The organism is Candidatus Symbiothrix dinenymphae (assembly GCF_001431085.1).
In genome coordinates, this window is sequence record NZ_BBRU01000567.1 from 1 (window position 1) to 22564 (window position 22564).

The following is a 22564-nucleotide window of genomic DNA, read 5'->3' on the forward strand; positions in this document are numbered from 1 at the left end:
GTTGCTGGGGGTGGTATTTGTGGGGAAAGAGGTTGCTTGTCGGATGGAAGAGTTGTCCTGATTCGTCATTTTTCAACACAAAAGTTAAATTTTGTTAAATCTTCATCAAATATAGTACTATGTATTGCATAGTACTATAATTTGTTGTACCTTTGTCGCCTCAATTGAAATAATTAAATGATTATGAATGCAGAAAATGTGAAATCTCAGATGCGTAAGGGAATTTTGGAATATTGTATTCTGCTGATTCTCAACAAGGAACCGACTTATGCGCCGGACATTATCCGTGCGTTGCAGGAGGCGCACCTGATTGTGGTGGAGGGAACGCTCTATCCCCTACTCACGCGACTGAAAAATTTGAATTTGTTGCGCTACGAATGGGTGGAATCGACCCAGGGACCGCCACGCAAGTATTATGCGCTCACCCCCGACGGGACGGCGTTTTTAAGCGAATTGAGCACCGCTTGGAGTGAAATCACGGAAACAATTATTCATTTAAATAAAAAATAAATTTATGAAAAAGACAATTAGTGTAAACCTCAATGGTCGAGTGTTTACGATAGACGAAGACGCGTATCAGTTGTTAGACAACTACTTACGCAATCTCAAAATCCACTTTCGGAAAGAAAAAGATTCGTCCGAAATCATCGCCGATTTTGAAATTCGTATCGCAGAATTGTTCAACGAGCGTATCCGGTTGGGCTACGAAGTGATTAACATTGGGCACGTGGAGGAGATGATTGCCCGCATCGGTAAACCCGCCGATTTTTCGGACACGGAGGACGAGTACGATGCCGAAAAATCGCCGCATTCATCGGAGTCGAAGAACACAAAAAAGCGATTTTATCGCGACTCGGACGACAAATTGATTGCCGGACTCTGCTCGGGACTTGCCGCCTATTTCAACACCGATGTGCTACCCATCCGAATTATTGCGATTGTGTTGTTTTTTGTGCCCCCCTTCCCCGTTCTAATCATCTATTTGGTGCTCTGGATATTTGTTCCGGAGGCAAAAACGGCTGAGGAAAAATTGAAAATGCGCGGACAGGCGGTAACGGTGGAAAACATTGGCAAAATTGTTGCCGATGCCACCGAAGATGCAAAAAAATTCTACCACGAAAATAAAGGCGGCTTCTTGAGTGGTTGCGTCAGGGCATTGGCAGGATTTTTCAAAGTCTGCCTTGTGATTTTGGGATTGCTTGTTGGGGTACCGCTCATTTTTGCCCTATTCACCGCGCTTATCGTGGTATTTTCCCTCCTATTCGGGCTTAGCAATAGTTTGGTTGGGTTTCCATTTTTCTTGGGTGGTATCGGCACCCCTTTTTTTGAACTCACCCATCCGGTTTTAGCTGCCGGTATGTTGATTATCTTGCTGATTATTCCGCTCGGAGTACTTATTTACACGATTGTAGCCCATTTCAAAAAACTCAAACCGGTGCATATCGGCATCAAATGGGCAGGTTTTGGCGTGTGGCTGTTGGCGTTGATACTGCTTGTAAGCTCCGGCTGTCGTATCCACCACAAGCATTTTCATCGGAATTGGAATGTTCATTTCAGTCATGGCGAAGTGTTTGAGGGCAATGGCGTGCAGGCAGAAAAGAGCATTGCAGTCGCAGAGGCAATTGAACGGGTGATTGTGGAAGACCATCTGATTGCTAATCTGCAAATCGAACAGGTGGCAGGCGAAAGCACCACAATCCTCGTCAGCGGCGATGAAAACCTAATAGACAAAATCAGTGCGAATTGGGAAAACGGCGAATTGCGCCTTTCAGTAGATAACAACAGTAATTTGCGCCCTCAAAAGAACTTTAATATTATTGTGCAAACGCCTACTTTAAAAGCAATTGTATTAAACTCGGTGGGGAAAATAGTTATCCCTAATTTGTTTAAAAGCAACGAGTTAAACATTGCATTGGAAGGTGCCGGACACATTCAAGCAGACAGTCTGGCAGTCCAATCCTTAACAGTTCACGCAGAGGGAGTTGGCTCAATCACAGTAGCAGGCACAGCCAAAAACGCCGACTTGCATCTGGACGGAGCAGGCGAAATAGAAGCCGCCAACCTGCTCTCAGACACCGTAACAGCCCATCTGGAAGGCATAGGCAAAATAGCCTGCAACCCCACCCTACACCTCGCCGCCAAAGTAGAAGGCATCGGCAAAATCACCTACAAGACGGAGCCAAAGACGATGCAGCAGGTGATTGTTGGGCTGGGGAAGATTAAAAAACAATAATTCACAACTATTTCGTACCTTTGCACAAAATTTATGAAAATACAATACGCATCAGATTTGCATTTAGAATTTCGCGACAACACGCGCTATTTGCACGACAACCCGCTCATTCCTGTTGGGGAGGTGTTGGTGTTGGCGGGCGATATTGGCTGTTTTGATGATGTGAGTTACAGCACGCATCCGTTTTGGGATTGGGCGGCGGACAATTTTAAGCAGACGCTGGTGATTCCGGGCAACCATGAATTTTACAAAAGTGGCGACCTTGGCACCATACAGAGCGGGTGTATTGCGGAAATTCGCCCAAATGTCAAATGCTATCACAACACCGTTGTCACCATCGAAAACGTGGATTTCATTTTATCCACACTTTGGGCAAATATCCCCATCGAAAATGCGTTTATTACTGAAAAAAATGTGTCCGATTTTTACCGCATTGCCTACAATGGGCGACTGCTGACGGCACATTTATTCAATCAGGCGCACCAAGAGGCGGTAGCATTTCTCCAAAAATCCATTGCCGCCGGCACTGCTCACAAACGAGTTGTGGTAACGCACCATGTACCCAGCGCGTTATGTATGTCGGACGAATTTAAAACCAGCCGCATCAACGGCGCATTTGTGTCCGAATTGCACGATTTCATCTTCGACAGCCCGATAGATTACTGGATTTACGGACATTCGCACCGGAATATTGACACAATGATTGGCAACACGCAATGTGTCAGCAATCAATTGGGGTATGTATCTCATAATGAGCATATTTCGTTTAATGTAAAAAAAATAATTGAGGTATAAAATAATAAACAACAATGGCTTTAATAAAATCTGTGCGGGGATTTACCCCGCAAATTGGCAAAAATGTTTTCCTTGCGGAAAATGCGACTATTATTGGCGATGTGGTGATTGGCGACGATTGCAGCATCTGGTACAACACGGTGCTGCGGGGCGATGTCAATTCGATTCGCATCGGCAACCGCGTGAATATTCAGGACGGTGCGGTGGTTCACACGCTGTATGAAAAATCCGTTGCCGAAATTGGCAACGATGTGAGCATTGGGCACAATGTGACGGTGCACGGCGCAAAAATCGAAGATGGCGCGCTGATTGGGATGAATGCGGTGGTGCTCGACCACGCCGTGGTGGGCGAAGGTGCGCTGGTAGCTGCCGGTGCGGTTGTCCTCAGCGGCACCCAAGTGGAAGCCGGCAGCATCTACGCGGGTGCACCGGCAAAATTCGTCAAGAAAATGGACACAGAACAATCCAAAGAAATCAATCAAAAAATCGCAAAGAACTATTTGATGTACTCGGATTGGTATAAATGATTTAAAATTATCATAAATTTGAAGGTTGCCCTGTATTTTTTATCCACAATTCAAAAATAATGCGTACTTTTGCCGCGTTGAACAAAGAAATAAAACTAAAATAAATGAGCACAAAGGATAAGTTACTCCGGCGTTTCAAAACCTTGCCAAAAGATTTTACTTTTGATGAGTTGGTGGTGTTGCTTAAAAGTTTTGGTTATTGGTTGGAAAATAAGGGAAAAACATCCGGTTCGCGGGTGGTATTTAGAAATAAGAATGGGACTCACAGTATTTATATTCATAAGCCACATACTTCAGGGCAACCAATAAAGAAAACTGCGCTGAAAATGATTTATGATGAATTGATGTTACAACAAATATTAAATTGAGATAAACAATGGAACAGTTAGAGTATAGAGGCTTAAAAGGCAGTGTAGATATAGATGAACCAACGCAAGAGTTTGTTGGTCGGGTGCTTGATTTGCCGGATGCGTTGGTTCTATATGAAGGGGCAACGATGGAAGAACTTGAACAGGATTTTAAAAACGCTGTGGACGATTACCTCCGAAACGCAGACAGTATGATAGCAGCGCATGAGCATCAATCAACAAACCCATTCGCAGCTCTTAGGAGAGTGGCGGCTGTGTTTGCTTGAAAGCATTGTGCATTTTCTTTATATTTGAAAAATTTGTTGTAATTTTGCAGCGCACTAAAAATAAAGGCGAAAAGATGAGTTATGAAACATTAATAAAAGAGGTGCAGAAAGTTCGCTCACCGGAGCAGCTCAATTTCTTATACAACATAGTTGTGCTTATGCGTAATAATGGTGCTTTGTTTGACACTCCGGTTTCGAGCGTGCCTGCGTTGCACAAAAAACGTAAGTTGTTTTCTGATTTGCCCACTTATGATTTTGGAAGACCGGTAGCGGACATTATTTCAGAACTTCGGGAGGAGAAATTATGAAAATTTATTTGGACTCAAAAGTGACGCATTTTTTGTAAATTCAAAAATAATGCTTACCTTTGCCGCGTTGAACAAAAAAAATAAAACAACATAAAATGAAAAGTTAGAATTATAAAATACTGATAACAGGGCTTTTAGCTCTTATTCTCTTACTTACGAAATCTGGTAAATTTCCTCGAGAATAAGTTAGCGAAAGTTTGCGCTCCGGCGTGGATTGTTTCGTGCTTATTTGAGGGAAACGGTTTACCAGAGCCAGTAAGTATAAATAAGCATTCACACGAGCAGTTACGCGCTTATAGTTTGCCGATGAGATTAAGAGTTTAGTCCATAAACTTTTAAAACAATGGCAAACAAAATTATTAGAATTCGTTCAGACAACATATAGTCAGCCACATCAGGGCTTTTGCCTTGGTGTGGCTTTGTTCGTATGTCTTCATGGCGGGCTTGTCCCGCAAAATCAATTAGTAAAAAAAATAGAAAATTGAAAATTAAAAAAAATAAAATTTTTAAAATTTAAAATTATTTCAGTTATGAAAAAGAAAAATTTATTCAAGTGCCTTGTAGCGATGGGAGTATTGCTCGGTACAACAGCGGCGGCTTACGCACAAACAGTCCCCGTATTTTCGGAGGACTTTGAAGGTAGCACAACGGGTTGGACGTTTGTGAACGGTAGCGGTACCAACGCCAACCAATGGCATGTAGGCAGTGCCACAAATGCTGTTAAGAGCGGCAGCCAAGCCGCCTACATTTCCTACGATGGCGGCACAACCTATAGTTACGACGTAAATTCCGCCAGCAGAACACATCTCTACCGTGACATTACGTTTCCTACGGCATCGCCCGTAACCCGACCATTCATGCTTACCTTTGATTGGAAATGTATGGGCGAAACAAACAGTGGGGGAACTACGTACTACGATTATTTGTCGATATTTTTATCGCCAAATTCATTTACCCCCACAGCGGGTGGAATTTTTACAGGTTCATCTGAACTGAATCGTTGGGGAAAATCAAGTGCGTGGCAACAAGAAACTGTTACCTTGCCGGGAATCGACTATTCGGGTGTCACAAAACGCTTGGTCTTGAGTTGGGTCAATGATGGCAGTGGTGGTGCCAACCCTCCTATTGCTATTGATAATATCGTTATTGCACCTGCAGTAGGTGTAACTTTTAATTCGCAGGGTGGTAGTGCAGTTTCTCTGAGATATGTAGCCTCTGGCGCTAAAGTGACCGCCCCCTCCGCACCTACTCGTAGTGGGTATATCTTTGACGCTTGGTACATAGATGCAGGATACACCACTGCGTGGAATTTTTCTACCAGTTTAGTTACAAGCGACACTACACTCTATGCTAAATGGGATGTGAGAGTGGATGCCGAAAAGCCTGCCATAGGCACGCAACCCACAGGCGGCGCGGTAACACAGGGCACTACTAATACGACGCTCACGGTAGGGGCATCTGTAAGTGACGGTGGTACGCTCACTTACCAATGGTATAAGCCTACTACGGCTGTTAAGACGGGTGGCTCAACTCTATCAAGCGCAGCAAATGCTGCTTACACTACACCTGCCAACCTTGCCTTAGGCTCACACTATTACTATGTGGTGATAACCAACACCAACAATGGTGTAAACGGCACCAGGACAGCAAAAGACACGAGCGATGTAGTTACTGTAACAGTGGTTCAACCCATAGATGCCGAAAAGCCTAATATCACAACACAGCCGCAAAATACAGCCACGTATGATGAGGGTGATGTGGCTACAGCATTAACCGTTTCGGCAGCAACCCCTACCGATGGCGGCACGCTGTCGTACCAATGGTATAGCAACGGCACAAACAGCACCACAGGCGGCACGGTGCTCACCGGCTCAACGGCTGCAAGCTACACGCCTTCAACAGCGACGGTAGGCACAGCGTACTACTATGTTGTTGTTACCAATACCAACACCGGCGCAACCGGCGCACAGACGGCAAAGGACACGAGCGATGTAGCGGTAGTCATCGTCAATGCGCTGGTGGATGCCGAAAAGCCTGCCATCACAACACAGCCGCAAGATACAGCCACGTATGATGAGGGTGAGGCGGCTGCAGCATTAACCGTTTTGGCAGCACCCCTTGCCGATGGCGGTACGCTGTCGTACCAATGGTATAGCAACGGCACAAACAGCACCACGGGCGGCACGGTGCTCACCGGCTCAACGGCTGCAAGCTACACGCCTTCAACAGCGACGGTAGGCACAGCGTACTACTATGTTGTTGTTACCAATACCAACACCGGCGCAACCGGCGCACAGACAACAAAGGACACGAGCAATGTAGCGGTAGTAACGGTAACGGCAGTGCCGCCCGCAGGCACAGCGCCCACTATCACCACCACCTCGCTAACCGCAGGCACAGTTGGCACGGCATACAGCCAAACGCTTACCGCAACAGGTAGCACACCTATTACGTGGTCGGTAACCGTAGGCACGTTGCCCGCAGGCTTGAATTTGAATGCGAGCACAGGCGAAATCAGTGGCACACCCACCACAGCAGGAGCAGCGGTAACCTTTACGGTACAAGCCGCAAATGGCACTTCACCTGACGATACAAAAGTGTTGAGCATTACCATTAACGCTGCTGCACCCGCAGGCACAGCGCCCACTATCACCACCACCTCGCTAACTGCAGGCACCGTAGGCACGGCATACAGCCAAACGCTTACCGCAACAGGTAGCACGCCTATTACGTGGTCGGTAACCGTAGGCACGTTGCCCGCAGGCTTGAATTTGAATGCGAGCACAGGCGAAATCAGTGGCACACCCACCACAGCAGGAGCAGCGGTAACCTTTACGGTACAAGCCGCAAATGGCACTTCACCTGACGATACAAAAGTGTTGAGCATTACCATTAACGCTGCTGCACCCGCAGGCACAGCACCCACTATTACTACCACCTCATTGCCCGCAGGCACCGTAGGCACGGCATACAGCCAAACGCTTACCGCAACGGGCAGCACGCCTATTACGTGGTCGGTAACCGTAGGCACATTGCCCGCAGGCTTGAATTTGAATGCGAGCACAGGCGAAATCAGTGGCACTCCCACCACAGCAGGAGCAGCGGTAACCTTTACGGTACAAGCCGCAAATGGCACTTCACCTGACGATACAAAAGCGTTGAGCATTACAATTAACGCTGCAAGTGTTGCAGTTACAGGCGTTACGCTCAACAAAACCTCTACATCGCTTGTGATAGGCGGCACAGAGACCCTCACGCCTATCGTTGCGCCAAGCAATGCCACCAACCAGAATGTATCGTGGAGCAGTAGCAACACGGGCGTTGCAACGGTAAGTGCAGCGGGCTTGGTAGAGGCAAAAGCCGCAGGCACGGCCATCATCACCGTAACCACCACCGATGGCAGCAAGACGGCAACTTGCACGGTAACAGTAACAGCAGCAGGCACAACCATCGAAACAATTGCCGGAGATAAATTGCAAGTGCACCCCAACCCCACCAACGGCGTAGTGTATGTGAACAACGCCAACGGCGCAGAAATCAAAGTGCACAACCTGAACGGCGAATTGCTGCAAACGACCCGCGAAAGCCGCGTAGATTTGTCAGGCTATCCGAATGGTGTTTATCTGCTGCGGATAGGTGGGCAGACTTTGAAAGTGGTGAAAAAATAATCTGAACTGTGATTTCAAGATGATTTTATTGATTTCTATGATTCAAAACAATCATAAAAAATCAATGAAATCATACAAAAATCAAAGTTCAGACAAAAGGATTGGCAGGATTGATGATAATCCTGTCAATCCTTTCATCTTGAAAATCCTGATTCAGACAAAATTGCCAATACAAAAAAGTTTCGTACCTTTGCAGAAAATTATTAAATAAAAAGCGAAATGTATCATCAAGTATTGGTTCCGAGCGAACAAAACGCACATATTCCCATTCCACGCGAATGGTATGGAAAGCAAGTAGAAGTGATTGCTTTCCCAATTACGCAAAAGGTAACAGAAAATTCTGCCAAAGCAAAGCGAAAAAAGTTGGATATGATACTTGACCCACATTTAGTCAGTTTGAAAAATTTTAAATTTAACAGAGCCGAAGCCAATGATTACCACTAAATGCGCATTAGACACCAATATACTTATTTACAGCCACGATAAGGAAGATTTTTACAAACAAAACATTGCACGAAACCTGATAATTCAGTCGCCAATTATATCTACCCAAGTTGTTTCGGAATACATCAATGTACTTATGCGGATTATGCCACTCCCAAAACTGAATTTGCTGACCTTATGCGCTCAAAGTCTTGCGTTTTGCGAAATTTATCCGGTTGTCATTTCCACAATAGAAATGGCACAACAGATTGTTCAACGCTACGATTTGCAAATTTTCGACAGTATTATTGTGGCTTCCGCGATTGAATCGGGGTGCAATATTCTTTACTCCGAAGATATGCAACATAATTTGGTAATAAACGGATGCGTATCTATCGTCAACCCTTTTCTGTAAAATCACAGTTCAGAAAAAAAAATGTTGTCCGAAGATTTGAAAGACGGACAAATAATCGAAAACAGCCTTACGATAGTCAATATCTTTGCATAACGCCCCAACCCCACCAAAGAAGCATAACCTGTGAGTTGATTTGATGGTCTGTCATTGTGAAAAATCATAGCCCATCACCGAAATCACCCAAAAATCAAAGTTCAGACAAAATCCCCCCGGTTATTCACCATTTTGTTTCTGCTTTTTACCCAAACTTTCCTCGTGTTTTTAAATTGTTTTTTGTTACTTTGCACCCAAAATAAAATTCATTCTTATGAAAACAAAAAAATTATCAATTGCGAAGGCTATCTTTGCGATGTGCGCAGGGAGCATTTTAGTGCTGTCATTAGGCTGTAGTGCCGATGAGCAGCCGGAGGAAAACATCACGCCGACATACAGCATCGGCGGCACGGTTACGACATCCGATGGCGGAGGGGCTTCCGGAGCGTCTGTTCATCTGCAAAAAGTGGCTGATAGCAGCAATCTGGGACAAACTGCCACCGATGCTGCGGGGGTATATACGTTTTCGGGCATTCCGGCGGGTGTCTACAAAATTGTTGTAACCTTTAATGGTTATGAAACGGCAACTATTGCCGACTTTCAGTTAACCGGCGATGTGAGCGGCAAAGATGCTGTACTGCAAAAGTTTACTGTAGCCACCTACTTGATTAGCGGCACGGTAACCATTTCTGACGGCGGTGCGGCGGCAGGAACAACCCTGCAACTGCAAACAGCAGCCGACAATGTGCTTGTGGGGCAGTCAGTTACGACCGATGCCAACGGTGCCTATACGCTCTCCGATGTTCCCGCAGGCACCTACACCCTCATTGCTACGCTTGACGGCTACGATGCCGGAGTAGTTACCGACATTACGGTAAATAATGCAAATCTTACTTCGCAAAATATTGTTTTACAAGCAAGTATAATAAGCGAAAATGCTATAAACATCGTTTATTCAAATAACGATGCTATTATCAGCAATCTTCCGGCGGATGGCAGCGTTACCGCAACAAAAAGCGGTGCAGACGTTACAATTGCTTCCTCTGCAACGGGAGAGGTTGAGTTCTATGTTACCGGCTCAACATCCAACGGCTCGCTCAAAATTCAGAACAATGCAACCAATCCCAACACGCTCCGTCTGACGTTGAACAGTGCGGTAATCACCTCTACATCGAAACTTCCGCCCATTCAGATTACGAAAAACGAAGGTGCGACCATTGTCGAATTGAAAGGGAACAGCATCCTGTCCGACAATGCAACCAACGAAGAGAACGCCACGCTCATCAGCAAAAGCGGCTCGCTCGAATTTGAGGGTTATGGCAAACTCCGCATCAGCGGCGCGGCGAAACACGCCATTGCAAGCAGCAAAAAGAACATTACGGTGCGTGGCGGCGATATAACCGTTACTTCGGCGGCATCCGATGGCTTCCACGCCGAAGTTGGATTTTTGCAGTCGGGCGGCTCGCTCAACATTACCGCTTCGGGCGACGGCATTGATGCAGGCACGGGTACGGCGGTAATCAACGGCGGCAATATCAACATTACATCCACCGCCGCGGACGTAAAAGGCATCAAAGGCGACGCCGGCGTGAGCGTAAACGCAGGCAACATCACGATGCACATTGCAGGCGCACAGTCGAAAGGCATCAGCAGCAAGGCAGATGTGGCAATAGCCGGCGGAAATATCACGCTCGAAACATCAGGCGCAGCCGTACTCGAACCAATCGGCAGCGGCTACGACCCCTCCTACTGCACCGCCATCAAAGCCGACGGCACCATCACCGTCAGCAGCGGCACCATCACCATTAACAGCCTCAAAGCAGCCAACGGCGGCAGAGGATTGTCCGCAGACGGCGATATTACAATCACCGGCGGCGAAATCAACATCGCGACAGCAGGCGACGGCGCAGTTTACACCAACGAAACAGGCGCAAAAGATTCCTATTCGGCGGCTTGCATCAAAAGCGATGCCAACATCTCGCTCTTGGGCGGCACCATCACCTGCAACAGTTCGGGCACTGCCGGCAAAGGCATTTCGGCTGACGGCACAATGACTATCGGTAGGGCGGGCGCAAGCGACGATGCGCTCACTATCACGGCAAGCACCACCGGCGCGAAGTTTCTCGTTACAGGCTCAACAGGCGGCGGAGGTCGCCCCGGCGGAGGCGGACAGGATAATTCCGATTATGCCAACCCCAAAATTATCAAAAGCACGGGCAATATGATTGTCAACAGTGGCACGCTTCGCCTGAACGGTACAACAGACGGCGGCGAAGGATTGGAGAGCAAAGCCACGCTGACCATCAATGGAGGCAACATCGAAATTCGCACCGTGGACGATTGCATCAATGCCGCCACGCACATCCAAATCACCGGCGGCAACCTCTACTGCAAGGCAACCGGCAACGATGCCATCGACAGCAACGGCACCATCACCATTACAGGCGGCTCAATCATTGCACAGGGCGCAGAAGAAGGTCTCGACTGCGACAACAACACCTTCATCATCAACGGCGGCACGATTATCGGCGTTGGCTCGCAATCCATGGGCGGCGGTCCATCCTCCACCTCCACGCAAGGCTTCGTCAAGGTTACAGCGACAGCATCCACGCAACTCGGCATTAAAAATGCAGCAGGCGAATGGATTTTGCTCTATCAAGTTCCGACAGCCTCAAGCGGTGGTATGGGTGGTCCGGGCGGTATGGGCGGCGGCAACTCGCTCATAATGCTCCTTTCATCGCCCCAGTTCGCGAAAGGCACGTCCTACTCATTTTATAGCGGCGGCACAATCACCGGCGGCACCACCGTGAACGGCTACAACGTTGGCGGCAGCTATTCCGGCGGCACAAGTCAATCATTTACAGTGAAATAGAGGCATTATGTTACAGATTTCAAAAGAGAAGGCAATTTTGATTTTCGCGCATTCAGTTGGGTGGATTATCTTTATTGCCTCTCCGATTATCAACGATACGAATATGTTGGCGCGGATTTCACGGCATCCGGGGCTTTTCATTTTGGATAATCTGTTTTTGCTCACCTATTTTTATTTGAATCTGAATGTGCTTGTTCCTCACTTTTTGTCGAAGAAGAAAATCTTCGCTTTCATCGGGCTTTCGCTCGGCGGTCTGCTACTTTACTTCGTGATTACGTGGGTTGTGCCCCAACATTTCTTTGCGGAACTATCGCGTCATCGACCGGATATGCCGTTTCACCGACCGGAGATGTCGCCTCACCACCGACCGGAGATGCCGTTTCCGAAGGTTGATGTGATGCAGCAGTTGAAGTTATACACCCGCCTGACGCATTTTCTGATTGTATTCACTATCAGCAGCGGTCTGAAGGTGCTCACGCAGTGGTACGACGAAAAGCGGCGGCTCACGGAATTGGAAAATTCCAAGGTGGAAGCCGAACTGTCGTTTCTCAAATCGCAAATTCACCCGCATTTTTTGTTCAACAGCCTCAACAGTATCTACTATCTGGCTCTCAGCAAGGACGATAAAGCTCCCCAAGCCATCCTGTCGCTGTCCGATTTTCTGCGATTCGTAACCATCGAGAGTGATAAAAATCTTATCCCGCTGGAAAAGGAAATCAAAATGCTCAACGAATATCTGAATCTTCAAAGTCTGCGTGCTTCCGAAAAGTTTGATTTACAGGTGAATATGAAGGGCGATTTCAGTTTTTGGAAGATTATGCCGCTGGTGTTTATCCCCTTTGTTGAAAATGCGTTCAAATACGGGATAAGTGCCCACGTCGATTGCTTCATCCATCTGAACATCGAAATGGCGGATGGCACATTGGAATTTACCATCGAAAACGCCATCTTTCAGGGACAAAAAGACATTATGAGTTCGTCGGGCATCGGCTTGGAGAACATCAAAAAACGGCTGGAACTTGCCTATCCCGACCGCCATACGCTGGCGATTGAAAGCAACCGACAGACCTATAGTGTTCATCTTAAAATAAATTTAGCCTCATGATACGTTGCATTGCCATTGATGACGAGCCGCTGGCGTTGAAACTGCTGACCCAATATTGCAGTCAAGTGCCGTCGCTCAACCTGCTCGGAGCCTATAGCGACTCGGTGGAGGGCTTGTGCTACATCAAAAATATGGAGCCTGATTTGATTTTTCTGGACATTCAGATGCCGGATTTGTCCGGCATACAAATAGCCAAGTCGCTGAACAAAAAGCCATTAGTCATCTTCACCACGGCTTATGAGCAATACGCCATCGCCGGTTTTGAGTTGGACGTGGTGGATTATCTCCTGAAACCGTTTGATTTTGAGCGTTTTCTGAAAGCCTACACCAAAGCGGAAGAGCGGCTCCGCTCCGCCTCAATACAGGCGATACCGCAACAAACCGCACCCGATGAAATCCTGTCATTCAAATGCCGCTACCAAACCGTGCAACTGCCCCTCAACACCATCCTCTACATCGAGGCGTGCGACAACTACATCAAAATCATAACCCCGGAAGCAACCTACATGCCCGCAATGAGCATGAAAAGCATCCAAAAACTACTCCCCGAACCCCGCTTCATCCGCGTCCACAACTCCTACATCATCCCAATCCAAAGAATAAAGTCGTTCAATCGCGAAAAAGTGACCACAGATAAAATCCAAATCCCTATCGGCAGGGCTTACAGCCGTGATTTCTTTCAGAAAATGAATGCGTTTTCTACATAGCGAATACCGCTAATAATCCCTTCCGGAAAAGTTCCATTCAGTCCTTTGGAATTCCCTATCGCATAAATTTCTCCTTTCAGGAACACCGCGACAAGTCGCACAAGTTTACCAACAACTCCCGCAGGAAATTGCTGCCGCTACCCGCCCCAGCCCAAAGCAACTATTTTTAGATGCCCTGCCGATGGGATTTTCACGAAAAGACTATTTGGAAATCGCCCAACAACTAACAATCGCGGACAAAACAACACAAAAGTATATTTGTAAATTCGCTCAAAGTGGGTTGATTGTTCACTTTGCGCATGATGAATAAAAAAAAGAATAATCTATGATAGAAAAACATATAGCAATTAGAAAAAAAAAGCGTACCTTTGCAGCGAAATGTTATGATTATGCTGAAGTACAAAAAAATGTCTTTTTCTACAATTCAATCACACTACTTTGGGAATGATTGTTTGGAGCAATTCAGAATCAAGTCCGTGTACTGCTTGATGTGCGCTTTTGCAAGCGAATACCAGCGGTTGACTGCGATATGCGGACGTTCAATAGTTGTGATGTGGAGTAGAACGTGGTCGGGATGGTTTGACAGAGTGTTAGTTGCTTAAAAGATTATTACTGATAATAAGATAGTTATGCCTAATAAAATATCAATATTACATATATCGGATTTACATAAAGACTCTGATATTAGTTATGACAACCTATATCAATCTTTGATAGATGATTGTGATAATTACACATTGAAAGGGAGCATAAAGAAACCTCATATAATAGTTGTCAGTGGTGATTTAATAAAAGGAGGTAGTCAAGATGAGATTAAGAAACAATATGCTTGTGTGAACGAATTTTTAAATAAACTTGTCGAATATTTTTTAGATAATGACAAGACGCGAATAATTATTGTTCCGGGCAATCATGATATAGATTGGACTGCTTCTAAAGAGTCCATGGATAGAGTAACTCTTGACGGTAATGAAGAAAAGAAACAAAGCACAATCAAAGAGAATGTTAAAAATTTCTTCCTAAAGAAATCTAATATTAGATGGTCTTGGAATGAACTGTGTTTCTATGAAATTAAAGATGCTAATAGGTATAATGAAAGATTTGCTCTGTTCTCTGAATTCTATAACACTTTCTACGAAAACATAAGAAACTATTCAATAAATCCCCAAGAACAATTTCAAATACATGATATTCCTCAATTTGGAATTACTTTTGTTGCGTTCAATAGTTGTTATAATAATGACCATCTTAATCTTTCTGGAGAGATTAATCCTGATTGCATATCCAGAGCATCTACTGAATTGAAAAAATTCTACAACCTTGGTCGTTTATTAGTTAGTATTTGGCATCATAATACGATTGGGCTACCGCATGAAAACAACTATATGGATAAGAGAATTTTAAGAAGTATGATTGATAAGCATATCCAAATAGGACTACACGGGCATCATCACATGTGTCAGGCAACACACGAATATAAAAGTGTATTTGATGATAATGATAGATTGTTAATTCTAAGTGCTGGTACTCTATATGGGAATCATGATTCTCTCCCAAATGGAACAAAAAGACAATATAATATTATAGAAATCGGTTTTGATTTTGATAATAATAGTGTCAAACTAATAGTACATTCAAGAGAAGATAAGTCGTCTGCAGAGTACGACATTCCATCATGGGGAGATGGAAGAATTGATGATAGTTCTTATTCATCATGGACGACAAAACTAAATCTTCCACCCCAACCCTCAATTGAAAATATTATGGATTCAATTATGGAAGAAACCGAAAAAAGAAATGATATTTCATGGGGAATTAAGCAACTGTTGAATTTGGACACAAATAATTCTTTTGTAAGAAAAATATTGCTTGACTATTTAGAACGGAAACAAGACTATAATTTAATTTTTGAACAATTTAGGAACCCGCAAACCAATGAAGAAGCAATATTATTAATAAATGCTGTCATCGAATTAAATGAAGTAGTAAAAATTAGAGAAATTGCAGGAAACTCATTTATAAAGAACAATCAAGATGCTTCAATAAAGCAATTGTTTCAACAAATAAAATTAAAATTATAAAATGATGGAAGAAAAAATAAAATTTCAAATAGAAGCAGAGAAGGTATTAAAATTGTTATCAAACGATATTTACGATTCTCCTTATGCATTACTTCGGGAAAATGTACAAAATGCCTATGATGCTATTCTTATGAGGCAACAAAAAGATTCTATTTTTGAACCTCAAATAACAATATCATTAAATGGACAACAAATTTCTATTTCTGATAATGGGATTGGAATGACAAAAGAAACAGTAACAAATAATTATTGGAAAGCGGGGTCAAGTGGAAAAAATAATGCAGAAGCAAGAAAAGCAGGTGTTGTCGGAACTTTTGGAATTGGAGCCATGGCAAATTTTGGAATTTGCAAGCATCTAAAAGTTGAAACACATTTTTGGGGAGAAAATTACACAATTATATCAGATGCTGATAAATCGACTTTGTCTGTAACGGAAGATTGTATTTCTATAACCTCAAAAGAAGAACAAAGAGAATCTGGGACAATTATTTATGCAACATTAGATGATGATTGTGTATTAAATGAATCATCTGCAATACAATATTTAGCCCCTTATGTTCAATATCTAAAAATTCCTGTTACAATAAATGGCAAAATAATTAGCCAAAAAGCATATAATATTATTGCAACAGAAGTAACTAATTCAAACATAATATCTGTATCTAAAAATGTATCTGATGTAAATACTACCTTTAGCATGAATATGCAAATTCTAAATTATACTAATGGAACTGTACGCATTTATATTAATAATTTATCATTGGGTAGTAATGTTGTACAAGGAGATATGTATTTGGAGCAAGGGAAAAATTTAATTTATGGGCTTCGAAATAATTTTGGACTTGCAGCAATCCCTGTAAATTCTAATTTTAACTTGGGCGGTATTGTTAATCTCTCAATTTTACAGCCGACAGCAGGGCGAGAAGCATTGAGTCGAGAAAGTATTGAATTTGTTTCAAAAATAATAACCATAATAGAGAAGAATATTGCAGAAGAATTATCAAAATATGAAATTGCCGATTCCAATAGAAATTTTCTATCATATATATATAGTAAAGGAAGATACGATTTGGCAGGAAAGATAAAAATACAAATACGTCCTGCAAACACTCAAATAACTTTTGATACGGTTGCAACAAAAATTAGTGACAAAGATATTTATTATTACACCGGCTCAGACAGCCAAACTATAGAACAATATGCTAATGAAAACTCATCGTTATTAATATTAAGTGGGGAAAATCCAAGACGGAGTATTCAGCAACAAATATTGTTTCAAAAACAAATACCGCAAATTCCAGATAGCCCCAGCATTATAAAAGAATATTCTACTTCAGAATTGTCATCTGCTGAATTTGCACTAACTCTTCGTATTATAGGTACTTTAAAAGATGATTATCTAATAGGAGAATCAAAAGTTGTTTTTGCCGATATTAGTCATCAAGTGCCAAATATAGTTTCTTCTAACAACAACATAGTAGTGATATATCTTTCTAAAACATCAGGTAACATTTTACAGGTGTTAAAAATCTACAAAGAAGATGCACGACTTTTCGATGGTTTTGTAAAAGATTTTGTTCGTAATCATTTATATCCTAAGTTAGCACCATTTGTTCCATCCTCTACAAGACAAGGTGCGGATGCTTTATATCGCATTTTGCAAAAGAATAAAGAACTTTATACGATAGAATATGAAGAGATGGGTGATATTGAGGCTCTTATGAAAGATTATGTAGATGGGAAAAAAGATTTAAAGGAAATACTGAAAATATCCTCGAACCAACAAAAGGCGCATACCCAAATAGTTGATAGAAATCAAATTGGAACTGTAGAACAAGAATTGTCAACAATTATCAATCAATCTGTTATGCCAAAAGACAAAAATGATATTAGCAACGATGCAACAATGGCAATTCCTCCTATTAAAATTCTTTCAAATGAAACTTCAAAAAAGATATTGAAGACAGAGAGTCAATATCCCCAACTAAATAATTTTACATCATTTTTGGCTTTATCTGACAAAATATTTTCAAGACAATTGGATTTTTTCTTGGAACCTCATACGACTAAAATTATTTGGGGAATGCATAAAATACTCTATATTTTTACTCATGCTTCCTCTCGTATTACATTGTATTATGAAATTGAATTAAAAAATAAACTATCTGATAATCAGACAGGAGGCAAAAGTATTCCAACAACAACTATAATTTCTAAAAACAGATTATTTGTTCCAATAATTCCAGAATTAATTTCACATTTCGATATACAACAACAATCATTATCTTTTTATGTTAGATATGATTTGATTATTGATTTTAAAGAATGAAATATTTTATGCTCAAACAACAAAACATAGGATACAAGTCCCCGTGGCACAACGACTATCTGAAATAGATATGCAAATTTGCCAACGTGCATGGCAGTCGTATGAACCATATGTGATACGCTCGTTTATTTTTGTTGATAACTTTCCCCAAAACCCCCCTTGCCAATTCAAAAAAAAGTCGTACATTTGCCAAAAATTGTCAAGTCTAAAATATACAAATATGTTGTTTTCAGAACGAATCCGACAACTGCGGGAAGAAAAACAGTTATTGCAACGACAAATTTCTGCCAAACTTGAAATGGACAATGCGCTCTATTGCAAGATAGAGCGTGGCGACCGTACCGCAAAACGCGAACACGTCATCAAACTTGCCCACCTTTTTGCAACCGACCAAGAAGAACTCTTAAAATTGTGGTTGGCAGACAAAGTCTATGGCATTGTTGGCGAAGAAGATTATCCCAACGATGTATTGAGTATAGTTTCAGATAGTATTGTTGAATATCAAAAAAATAAATCATTATGAATCTCCAAAATTTATTATCCTACGAAGAAAAGTTGATACAAAACGAAATCAACTCTAAATATGCCACCAAACTTGGGGACATGTTGGATGTGCCCACCGAAGAGATTTTAAACGAAGTCAATGCCGACCTTGGCGATACCGATTGTGGAATTGCAATCAATATCCACAGTAAACTAACTTTGGATTTGATTTATACCTACCTATCTGCACGAGGATTTTCAAAAGAGGTGTTACAGAATAATTTTGAGTGTGCCGGGCATACCAACTTTTCAATTATAGAAAATATTACGGCTCAGGAAGTTCCAACACTCTGTGAAAACCTCCATATTGCCTTTCTTAATTCAAAGTTTGAATATCAAAAAGGTAAATTTGTTAGGGGAAAATCTAAAAACAATCTAATAGAGAGAGGTGCTGTCTACACAAAATCTAATATCGTAAAAGAAATTGTTGAAACGACAATTGAAAATTATGTCCGGCATAATTCTGATTTAAGTAACGTTGCAATTTTGGATTTTGCGTGTGGCACAGGGCGTTTTTATGAAAATATTGTGAACACCCTAATTTCAAAATACGGTATTGTTGCGAACGATGTCATTTTGAAACATATCCGCGCAATAGACATTGACCCTGCGGCAATCAATATTACACGCCTGAAAGCCATTGATTTTTTGAACGAGATAACAGAGGAAAATATCAACATCATTTCAAAAAATATCATATTACGCAATGCGCTTGTGCGTGATGGTATGTTTGCGGAAGAAAACGCACTCAAAAATGATGATTTAAGCGGCTTGACAAATGGCAAATTTGATATTGTTGTTTCAAATCCTCCTTATTTGGTGCTGAAAGTCAATAAAGACAAGGCGGACTTAGCCGCAAAAATTCAAAATCAAGTTGCCTATTTTAGAAATTCCGGGCTATACCATTACTCTGTTGAGGGAATGCTCAACTACTACCAACTTTCCATTGAGGCAATACTATCAATGTTAAAGCCCAACGGTGAAATTGGAATTATCTGCCCATCTTCACTATTTGCCGACATTTCAGCCACAAAATTACGGAAGCACTTGCTATTGTCGCATAATCTTAGGAAAATTAAATACTTTGCAGAAAAGGAACAACTGTTTGAAAATGTGACCCAAGCAACCAACATCTTCTATTTGCAAAAATCAGGGACTACCAACACAATCGAAGTGGAAGATGCCAACAGTAAATTTACCGTTGATTTAGAGTTGGTTAAACAATTATTTCCCGAACAAATGGAAATCCCCTTTATTACTCAGGTTGAATGGTCGATTTTGAAAAAAGTGTCAGAAAAGAAGAAACTTAAAAATATTCCTATGGTACGAAATCGGCGCGGTGAATTAGATTTAACCCTTTTCAAAGACTATATTACCACACAAAAAACGTCATTCCGCTTGGTGCGCGGCAATATGATTAGCGAAAGCGGCATAAAAGATATAAACGATGAATTTGTTTCAGAAGCCTTTATACAGGCTAAATCAGGTGATTTTATCAAAAATGATTTTAAAAGGAAGCGGTTAGTTTGTCAGCAAATATCAAACGCAGGGCTTAAAAGACGGCTTAAATTTGTTTTCTGCAACGAAACAGATATTTTGGGAAACTCGTGTAATTATTTGTCCGGCGATGAAAATATATTGTCAAAACTTAATCTCATCCTCAATAGCAGCCTGTTAAATTGGCGATTTAAAATTACGAGTACCAACAACCACATTAACAATTACGAGTTAGACGAATTGCCTATTGCGGATTTACAACTGATAGATGAAAATTACAAATATCAGTCACAAAGGGAATTAGACGAATACATCGGCAATATTTACGGATTAGAAAAAGATGAATTACAATTTATTCTACAGAAATGAAATTATACAATCACATCGCAGCCGGATTTAGCGCATTGGAATGGGAAATGGTAAAACACATTCCCGAAGGTGGCAATTGGCAAAACATCCCCGAAAGCATACCATCCCAACGACTTGTACAAATTCGCAAATCGGGCGGACGAACCACCTATTACGGGCGGCTGATTTACGATAAGCCAAGTTACACCATTACAACCTATTTTAATCGCTTGGGAAACGGCTGCAATCTGCATCCAAAACAAGACCGGGTACTTTCAAACCGAGAGGCTGCCCGCTTGCAGTCATTCCGAGATTCATTCATTTTCAAAGGTACAAAAACCTCACAATACAAACAAATTGGTAATGCTGTTCCGCCACTGTTAGCTCGCTTGATTTCGAGTTTGATAAAACCTCATTTAGAAAATCTGACGTTTATTGATTTGTTTTCCGGTGCCGGTGGAATTTCCGAAGGATTTGTAATGAATGGCTTCCAATTAGTTTCTGCAAGCGAGATTGAAAAAAACTATTTTGAAACCTACAAATTCAATCACAGTCAATACGCAGACCCCAAAAATTTCATTTTAGGAGATATAACTTCGCCCGACATAAAGCAGAAAATTATCGATACTGCCCAAAACAAGAAAATCGGAGTGGTCGTTGGCGGACCACCCTGCCAAGGATTTTCAACCGCAGGCTGGCGCGACCCTAACGATAACCGCAACCAACTTTTCAAAGAATTTGTCGAAGTTGTCAAAACCATTCAACCTGAATTTTTTGTATTAGAAAACGTGCTGGGGATTCTCTCTATGCGCGATGGTGCAGCCGTAAAAGAAATAATCGAATCATTTAGCGAAATAGGCTACCATGTGAATGCCCCAATCCGCCTAAATGCAGAAGATTTCGGAGTACCTCAACGACGCAGGCGCGTTGTAATCATTGGCTCTTTGAAAAAATGTGCAATCCCCCAACCGATACCATTATTTTCTGATGAAGATAAAAACCTGCCTAATTTCATAACAGTGAAACAAGCCATCGGCAGTTTGCCGCCAATCCAAGCAGGAGATGACATCATTGTAAAGGATGTTGAGATGCCATCAAACACACCTTACGACAGGCTTATGAAAGAAGAAATTACCTTTGAACAGTTTTATGAAAAGAGCAGGATGTAACTGTAACAGTTATCCATTTTGAATTAACATCCGCAATTTCAGCAAGTTTTTGGAAAGTCACTTTTAACTGCTCTATAGCCTTTTCCTTGTTGCCTTTTGATAAAAATTGTAGTGTCTGTTCTATGCTTTCGTCAATATCCGCACTATCCCAAGCATATTGCTTGCGATTGTCCTTTGTTCCTGACTTTGACAATGCGTCACCCTAAACAGATTTCCAAAAATTTTCGTCAAAAAGTTTGGCGATAGCCTTGTGTCTTGAGGTTAGCAACATTGTTTTTGTCATCGTTTCATTACTGATTGGCAATTTGATTTTTAATGTAGTTATGGTTTTTGCAATGTCTAATCAGCAATTCAGCCAGTAAAAAATAATCACGCGATAAATCAATTCGTTGAACACAGCAGTGTGGTCGTAGAGATGCTCAAAGAGCACTCAAAAGAAACAATCCGCAACATTTGGCAAAATCTGGTCGCCTACATGATTTTTGTTAGCCCATACGATGGCTCTCTAATCACGCCGCAACCATCATAATATCAATCGATTACGGCATAAAAACCGTCGCGGAGATGTCTTGCTCCCGAATTCAAGACGTGAAATGCATAAAACACAATAAATAAACAACATAGACACTAATGTAAGACATGCTATCAACTCTTCTGCTTTCGCATAACTTGACGAGAGGGCGGTAGCTTTGTCTGCTGGCTGGAAGCGGATCGAATGCGCGTGATTATTTTTTACTGGCTGAATTGCTGCCGAAAGAGAAGATTGCAGAGATTGTAAATGTCTCTGCCAGTACAGTTTACAGGGAGATTGAGCGCAATAAAGGCACGCGCAAGTATACCCCTATCCATGCCCAAATGTTGGCTGATGAACGCAAAG

Annotated in this window: 18 protein-coding genes and 1 pseudogene; all 19 read left to right on the top strand. The window is 42.3% G+C overall.

Going from position 1 to position 22564, the window contains the following annotated elements; translation table 11 throughout:
- Positions 1-183: 183 nt before the first annotated feature.
- Positions 184-510 (top strand): PadR family transcriptional regulator, encoded by a 327-nt coding sequence (locus ASC50_RS05880; RefSeq protein ID WP_055431152.1) that lies wholly within the window; start codon positions 184-186, stop codon positions 508-510.
- A gap of 4 nt (positions 511-514) precedes the next feature.
- On the top strand, positions 515-2233 hold the full coding sequence (locus ASC50_RS05885) for a GIN domain-containing protein (protein WP_055431117.1): 1719 nt from the start codon (positions 515-517) through the stop codon (positions 2231-2233).
- Positions 2234-2266: 33 nt separating this feature from the next.
- Positions 2267-3028: a metallophosphoesterase gene (locus tag ASC50_RS05890; protein ID WP_055431118.1), complete on the top strand. Its 762-nt coding sequence runs from the start codon at positions 2267-2269 to the stop codon at positions 3026-3028.
- A 14-nt stretch (positions 3029-3042) separates the two neighbouring features.
- The gene (locus ASC50_RS05895; RefSeq protein WP_055431119.1) at positions 3043-3555 is read left to right on the top strand and encodes a gamma carbonic anhydrase family protein; all 513 of its coding nucleotides are present in this window, start codon (positions 3043-3045) and stop codon (positions 3553-3555) included.
- A 104-nt stretch (positions 3556-3659) separates the two neighbouring features.
- On the top strand, positions 3660-3923 hold the full coding sequence (locus ASC50_RS05900; RefSeq protein ID WP_055431120.1) for a type II toxin-antitoxin system HicA family toxin: 264 nt from the start codon (positions 3660-3662) through the stop codon (positions 3921-3923).
- Positions 3924-3931: 8 nt separating this feature from the next.
- On the top strand, positions 3932-4189 hold the full coding sequence (locus ASC50_RS05905) for a hypothetical protein (RefSeq protein WP_055431121.1): 258 nt from the start codon (positions 3932-3934) through the stop codon (positions 4187-4189).
- 74 nt (positions 4190-4263) lie between these two features.
- Positions 4264-4497, top strand: coding sequence for a hypothetical protein (locus tag ASC50_RS05910; RefSeq protein ID WP_158648526.1), 234 nt, complete (start codon positions 4264-4266; stop codon positions 4495-4497).
- Between the two features lie 530 nt (positions 4498-5027).
- The gene (locus ASC50_RS05915) at positions 5028-8165 is read left to right on the top strand and encodes a putative Ig domain-containing protein (RefSeq protein ID WP_056928815.1); all 3138 of its coding nucleotides are present in this window, start codon (positions 5028-5030) and stop codon (positions 8163-8165) included.
- 219 nt (positions 8166-8384) lie between these two features.
- The gene (locus tag ASC50_RS05925; RefSeq protein ID WP_055431124.1) at positions 8385-8609 is read left to right on the top strand and encodes a hypothetical protein; all 225 of its coding nucleotides are present in this window, start codon (positions 8385-8387) and stop codon (positions 8607-8609) included.
- Entirely contained in the window at positions 8596-9003 is a 408-nt protein-coding gene (locus tag ASC50_RS05930; protein WP_055431125.1) for a PIN domain-containing protein, read from the top strand. The genes ASC50_RS05925 and ASC50_RS05930 overlap by 14 nt, the downstream gene beginning before the upstream one ends.
- A 307-nt stretch (positions 9004-9310) precedes the next feature.
- Positions 9311-11908 carry a carbohydrate-binding domain-containing protein gene (locus ASC50_RS05935; RefSeq protein ID WP_055431126.1) on the top strand — a complete coding sequence of 866 codons (2598 nt, stop codon included), beginning with the start codon at positions 9311-9313 and terminating at the stop codon, positions 11906-11908.
- A gap of 7 nt (positions 11909-11915) precedes the next feature.
- Positions 11916-13013, top strand: a complete 1098-nt coding sequence (locus tag ASC50_RS05940) for a sensor histidine kinase (RefSeq protein ID WP_055431127.1) — start codon at positions 11916-11918, stop codon at positions 13011-13013.
- Complete coding sequence (locus ASC50_RS05945; protein ID WP_055431128.1) at positions 13010-13720, top strand: LytR/AlgR family response regulator transcription factor; 711 nt, start codon at positions 13010-13012, stop codon at positions 13718-13720. Before ASC50_RS05940 ends, ASC50_RS05945 begins: the two co-directional genes overlap by 4 nt.
- Before the next feature lie 629 nt (positions 13721-14349).
- Positions 14350-15801 (top strand): metallophosphoesterase family protein, encoded by a 1452-nt coding sequence (locus ASC50_RS05950; protein ID WP_055431129.1) that lies wholly within the window; start codon positions 14350-14352, stop codon positions 15799-15801.
- Between the two features lies 1 nt (position 15802).
- On the top strand, positions 15803-18130 hold the full coding sequence (locus ASC50_RS05955; RefSeq protein ID WP_055431130.1) for an ATP-binding protein: 2328 nt from the start codon (positions 15803-15805) through the stop codon (positions 18128-18130).
- 220 nt (positions 18131-18350) lie between these two features.
- Positions 18351-18653 (top strand): helix-turn-helix domain-containing protein, encoded by a 303-nt coding sequence (locus tag ASC50_RS05960; RefSeq protein ID WP_055431153.1) that lies wholly within the window; start codon positions 18351-18353, stop codon positions 18651-18653.
- A gap of 179 nt (positions 18654-18832) precedes the next feature.
- The gene (locus ASC50_RS05965) at positions 18833-20539 is read left to right on the top strand and encodes an Eco57I restriction-modification methylase domain-containing protein (RefSeq protein WP_226995428.1); all 1707 of its coding nucleotides are present in this window, start codon (positions 18833-18835) and stop codon (positions 20537-20539) included.
- Positions 20536-21687: a DNA cytosine methyltransferase gene (locus ASC50_RS05970; protein ID WP_056928818.1), complete on the top strand. Its 1152-nt coding sequence runs from the start codon at positions 20536-20538 to the stop codon at positions 21685-21687. Before ASC50_RS05965 ends, ASC50_RS05970 begins: the two co-directional genes overlap by 4 nt.
- A 693-nt stretch (positions 21688-22380) precedes the next feature.
- Positions 22381-22564 (top strand): annotated as a pseudogene (locus tag ASC50_RS08625) (hypothetical protein); the annotation flags it as partial.

What these genes read in the sequence shown, in the direction of transcription:
- ASC50_RS05880 (WP_055431152.1), top strand. Translation starts at nt 184, where the DNA reads ATGAATGCAGAAAATGTGAAATCTCAGATGCGTAAGGGAATTTTGGAA.
- ASC50_RS05885 (WP_055431117.1), top strand. Translation starts at nt 515, where the DNA reads ATGAAAAAGACAATTAGTGTAAACCTCAATGGTCGAGTGTTTACGATA.
- ASC50_RS05890 (WP_055431118.1), top strand. Translation starts at nt 2,267, where the DNA reads ATGAAAATACAATACGCATCAGATTTGCATTTAGAATTTCGCGACAAC.
- ASC50_RS05895 (WP_055431119.1), top strand. Translation starts at nt 3,043, where the DNA reads ATGGCTTTAATAAAATCTGTGCGGGGATTTACCCCGCAAATTGGCAAA.
- ASC50_RS05900 (WP_055431120.1), top strand. Translation starts at nt 3,660, where the DNA reads ATGAGCACAAAGGATAAGTTACTCCGGCGTTTCAAAACCTTGCCAAAA.
- ASC50_RS05905 (WP_055431121.1), top strand. Translation starts at nt 3,932, where the DNA reads ATGGAACAGTTAGAGTATAGAGGCTTAAAAGGCAGTGTAGATATAGAT.
- ASC50_RS05910 (WP_158648526.1), top strand. Translation starts at nt 4,264, where the DNA reads ATGAGTTATGAAACATTAATAAAAGAGGTGCAGAAAGTTCGCTCACCG.
- ASC50_RS05915 (WP_056928815.1), top strand. Translation starts at nt 5,028, where the DNA reads ATGAAAAAGAAAAATTTATTCAAGTGCCTTGTAGCGATGGGAGTATTG.
- ASC50_RS05925 (WP_055431124.1), top strand. Translation starts at nt 8,385, where the DNA reads ATGTATCATCAAGTATTGGTTCCGAGCGAACAAAACGCACATATTCCC.
- ASC50_RS05930 (WP_055431125.1), top strand. Translation starts at nt 8,596, where the DNA reads ATGATTACCACTAAATGCGCATTAGACACCAATATACTTATTTACAGC.
- ASC50_RS05935 (WP_055431126.1), top strand. Translation starts at nt 9,311, where the DNA reads ATGAAAACAAAAAAATTATCAATTGCGAAGGCTATCTTTGCGATGTGC.
- ASC50_RS05940 (WP_055431127.1), top strand. Translation starts at nt 11,916, where the DNA reads ATGTTACAGATTTCAAAAGAGAAGGCAATTTTGATTTTCGCGCATTCA.
- ASC50_RS05945 (WP_055431128.1), top strand. Translation starts at nt 13,010, where the DNA reads ATGATACGTTGCATTGCCATTGATGACGAGCCGCTGGCGTTGAAACTG.
- ASC50_RS05950 (WP_055431129.1), top strand. Translation starts at nt 14,350, where the DNA reads ATGCCTAATAAAATATCAATATTACATATATCGGATTTACATAAAGAC.
- ASC50_RS05955 (WP_055431130.1), top strand. Translation starts at nt 15,803, where the DNA reads ATGATGGAAGAAAAAATAAAATTTCAAATAGAAGCAGAGAAGGTATTA.
- ASC50_RS05960 (WP_055431153.1), top strand. Translation starts at nt 18,351, where the DNA reads ATGTTGTTTTCAGAACGAATCCGACAACTGCGGGAAGAAAAACAGTTA.
- ASC50_RS05970 (WP_056928818.1), top strand. Translation starts at nt 20,536, where the DNA reads ATGAAATTATACAATCACATCGCAGCCGGATTTAGCGCATTGGAATGG.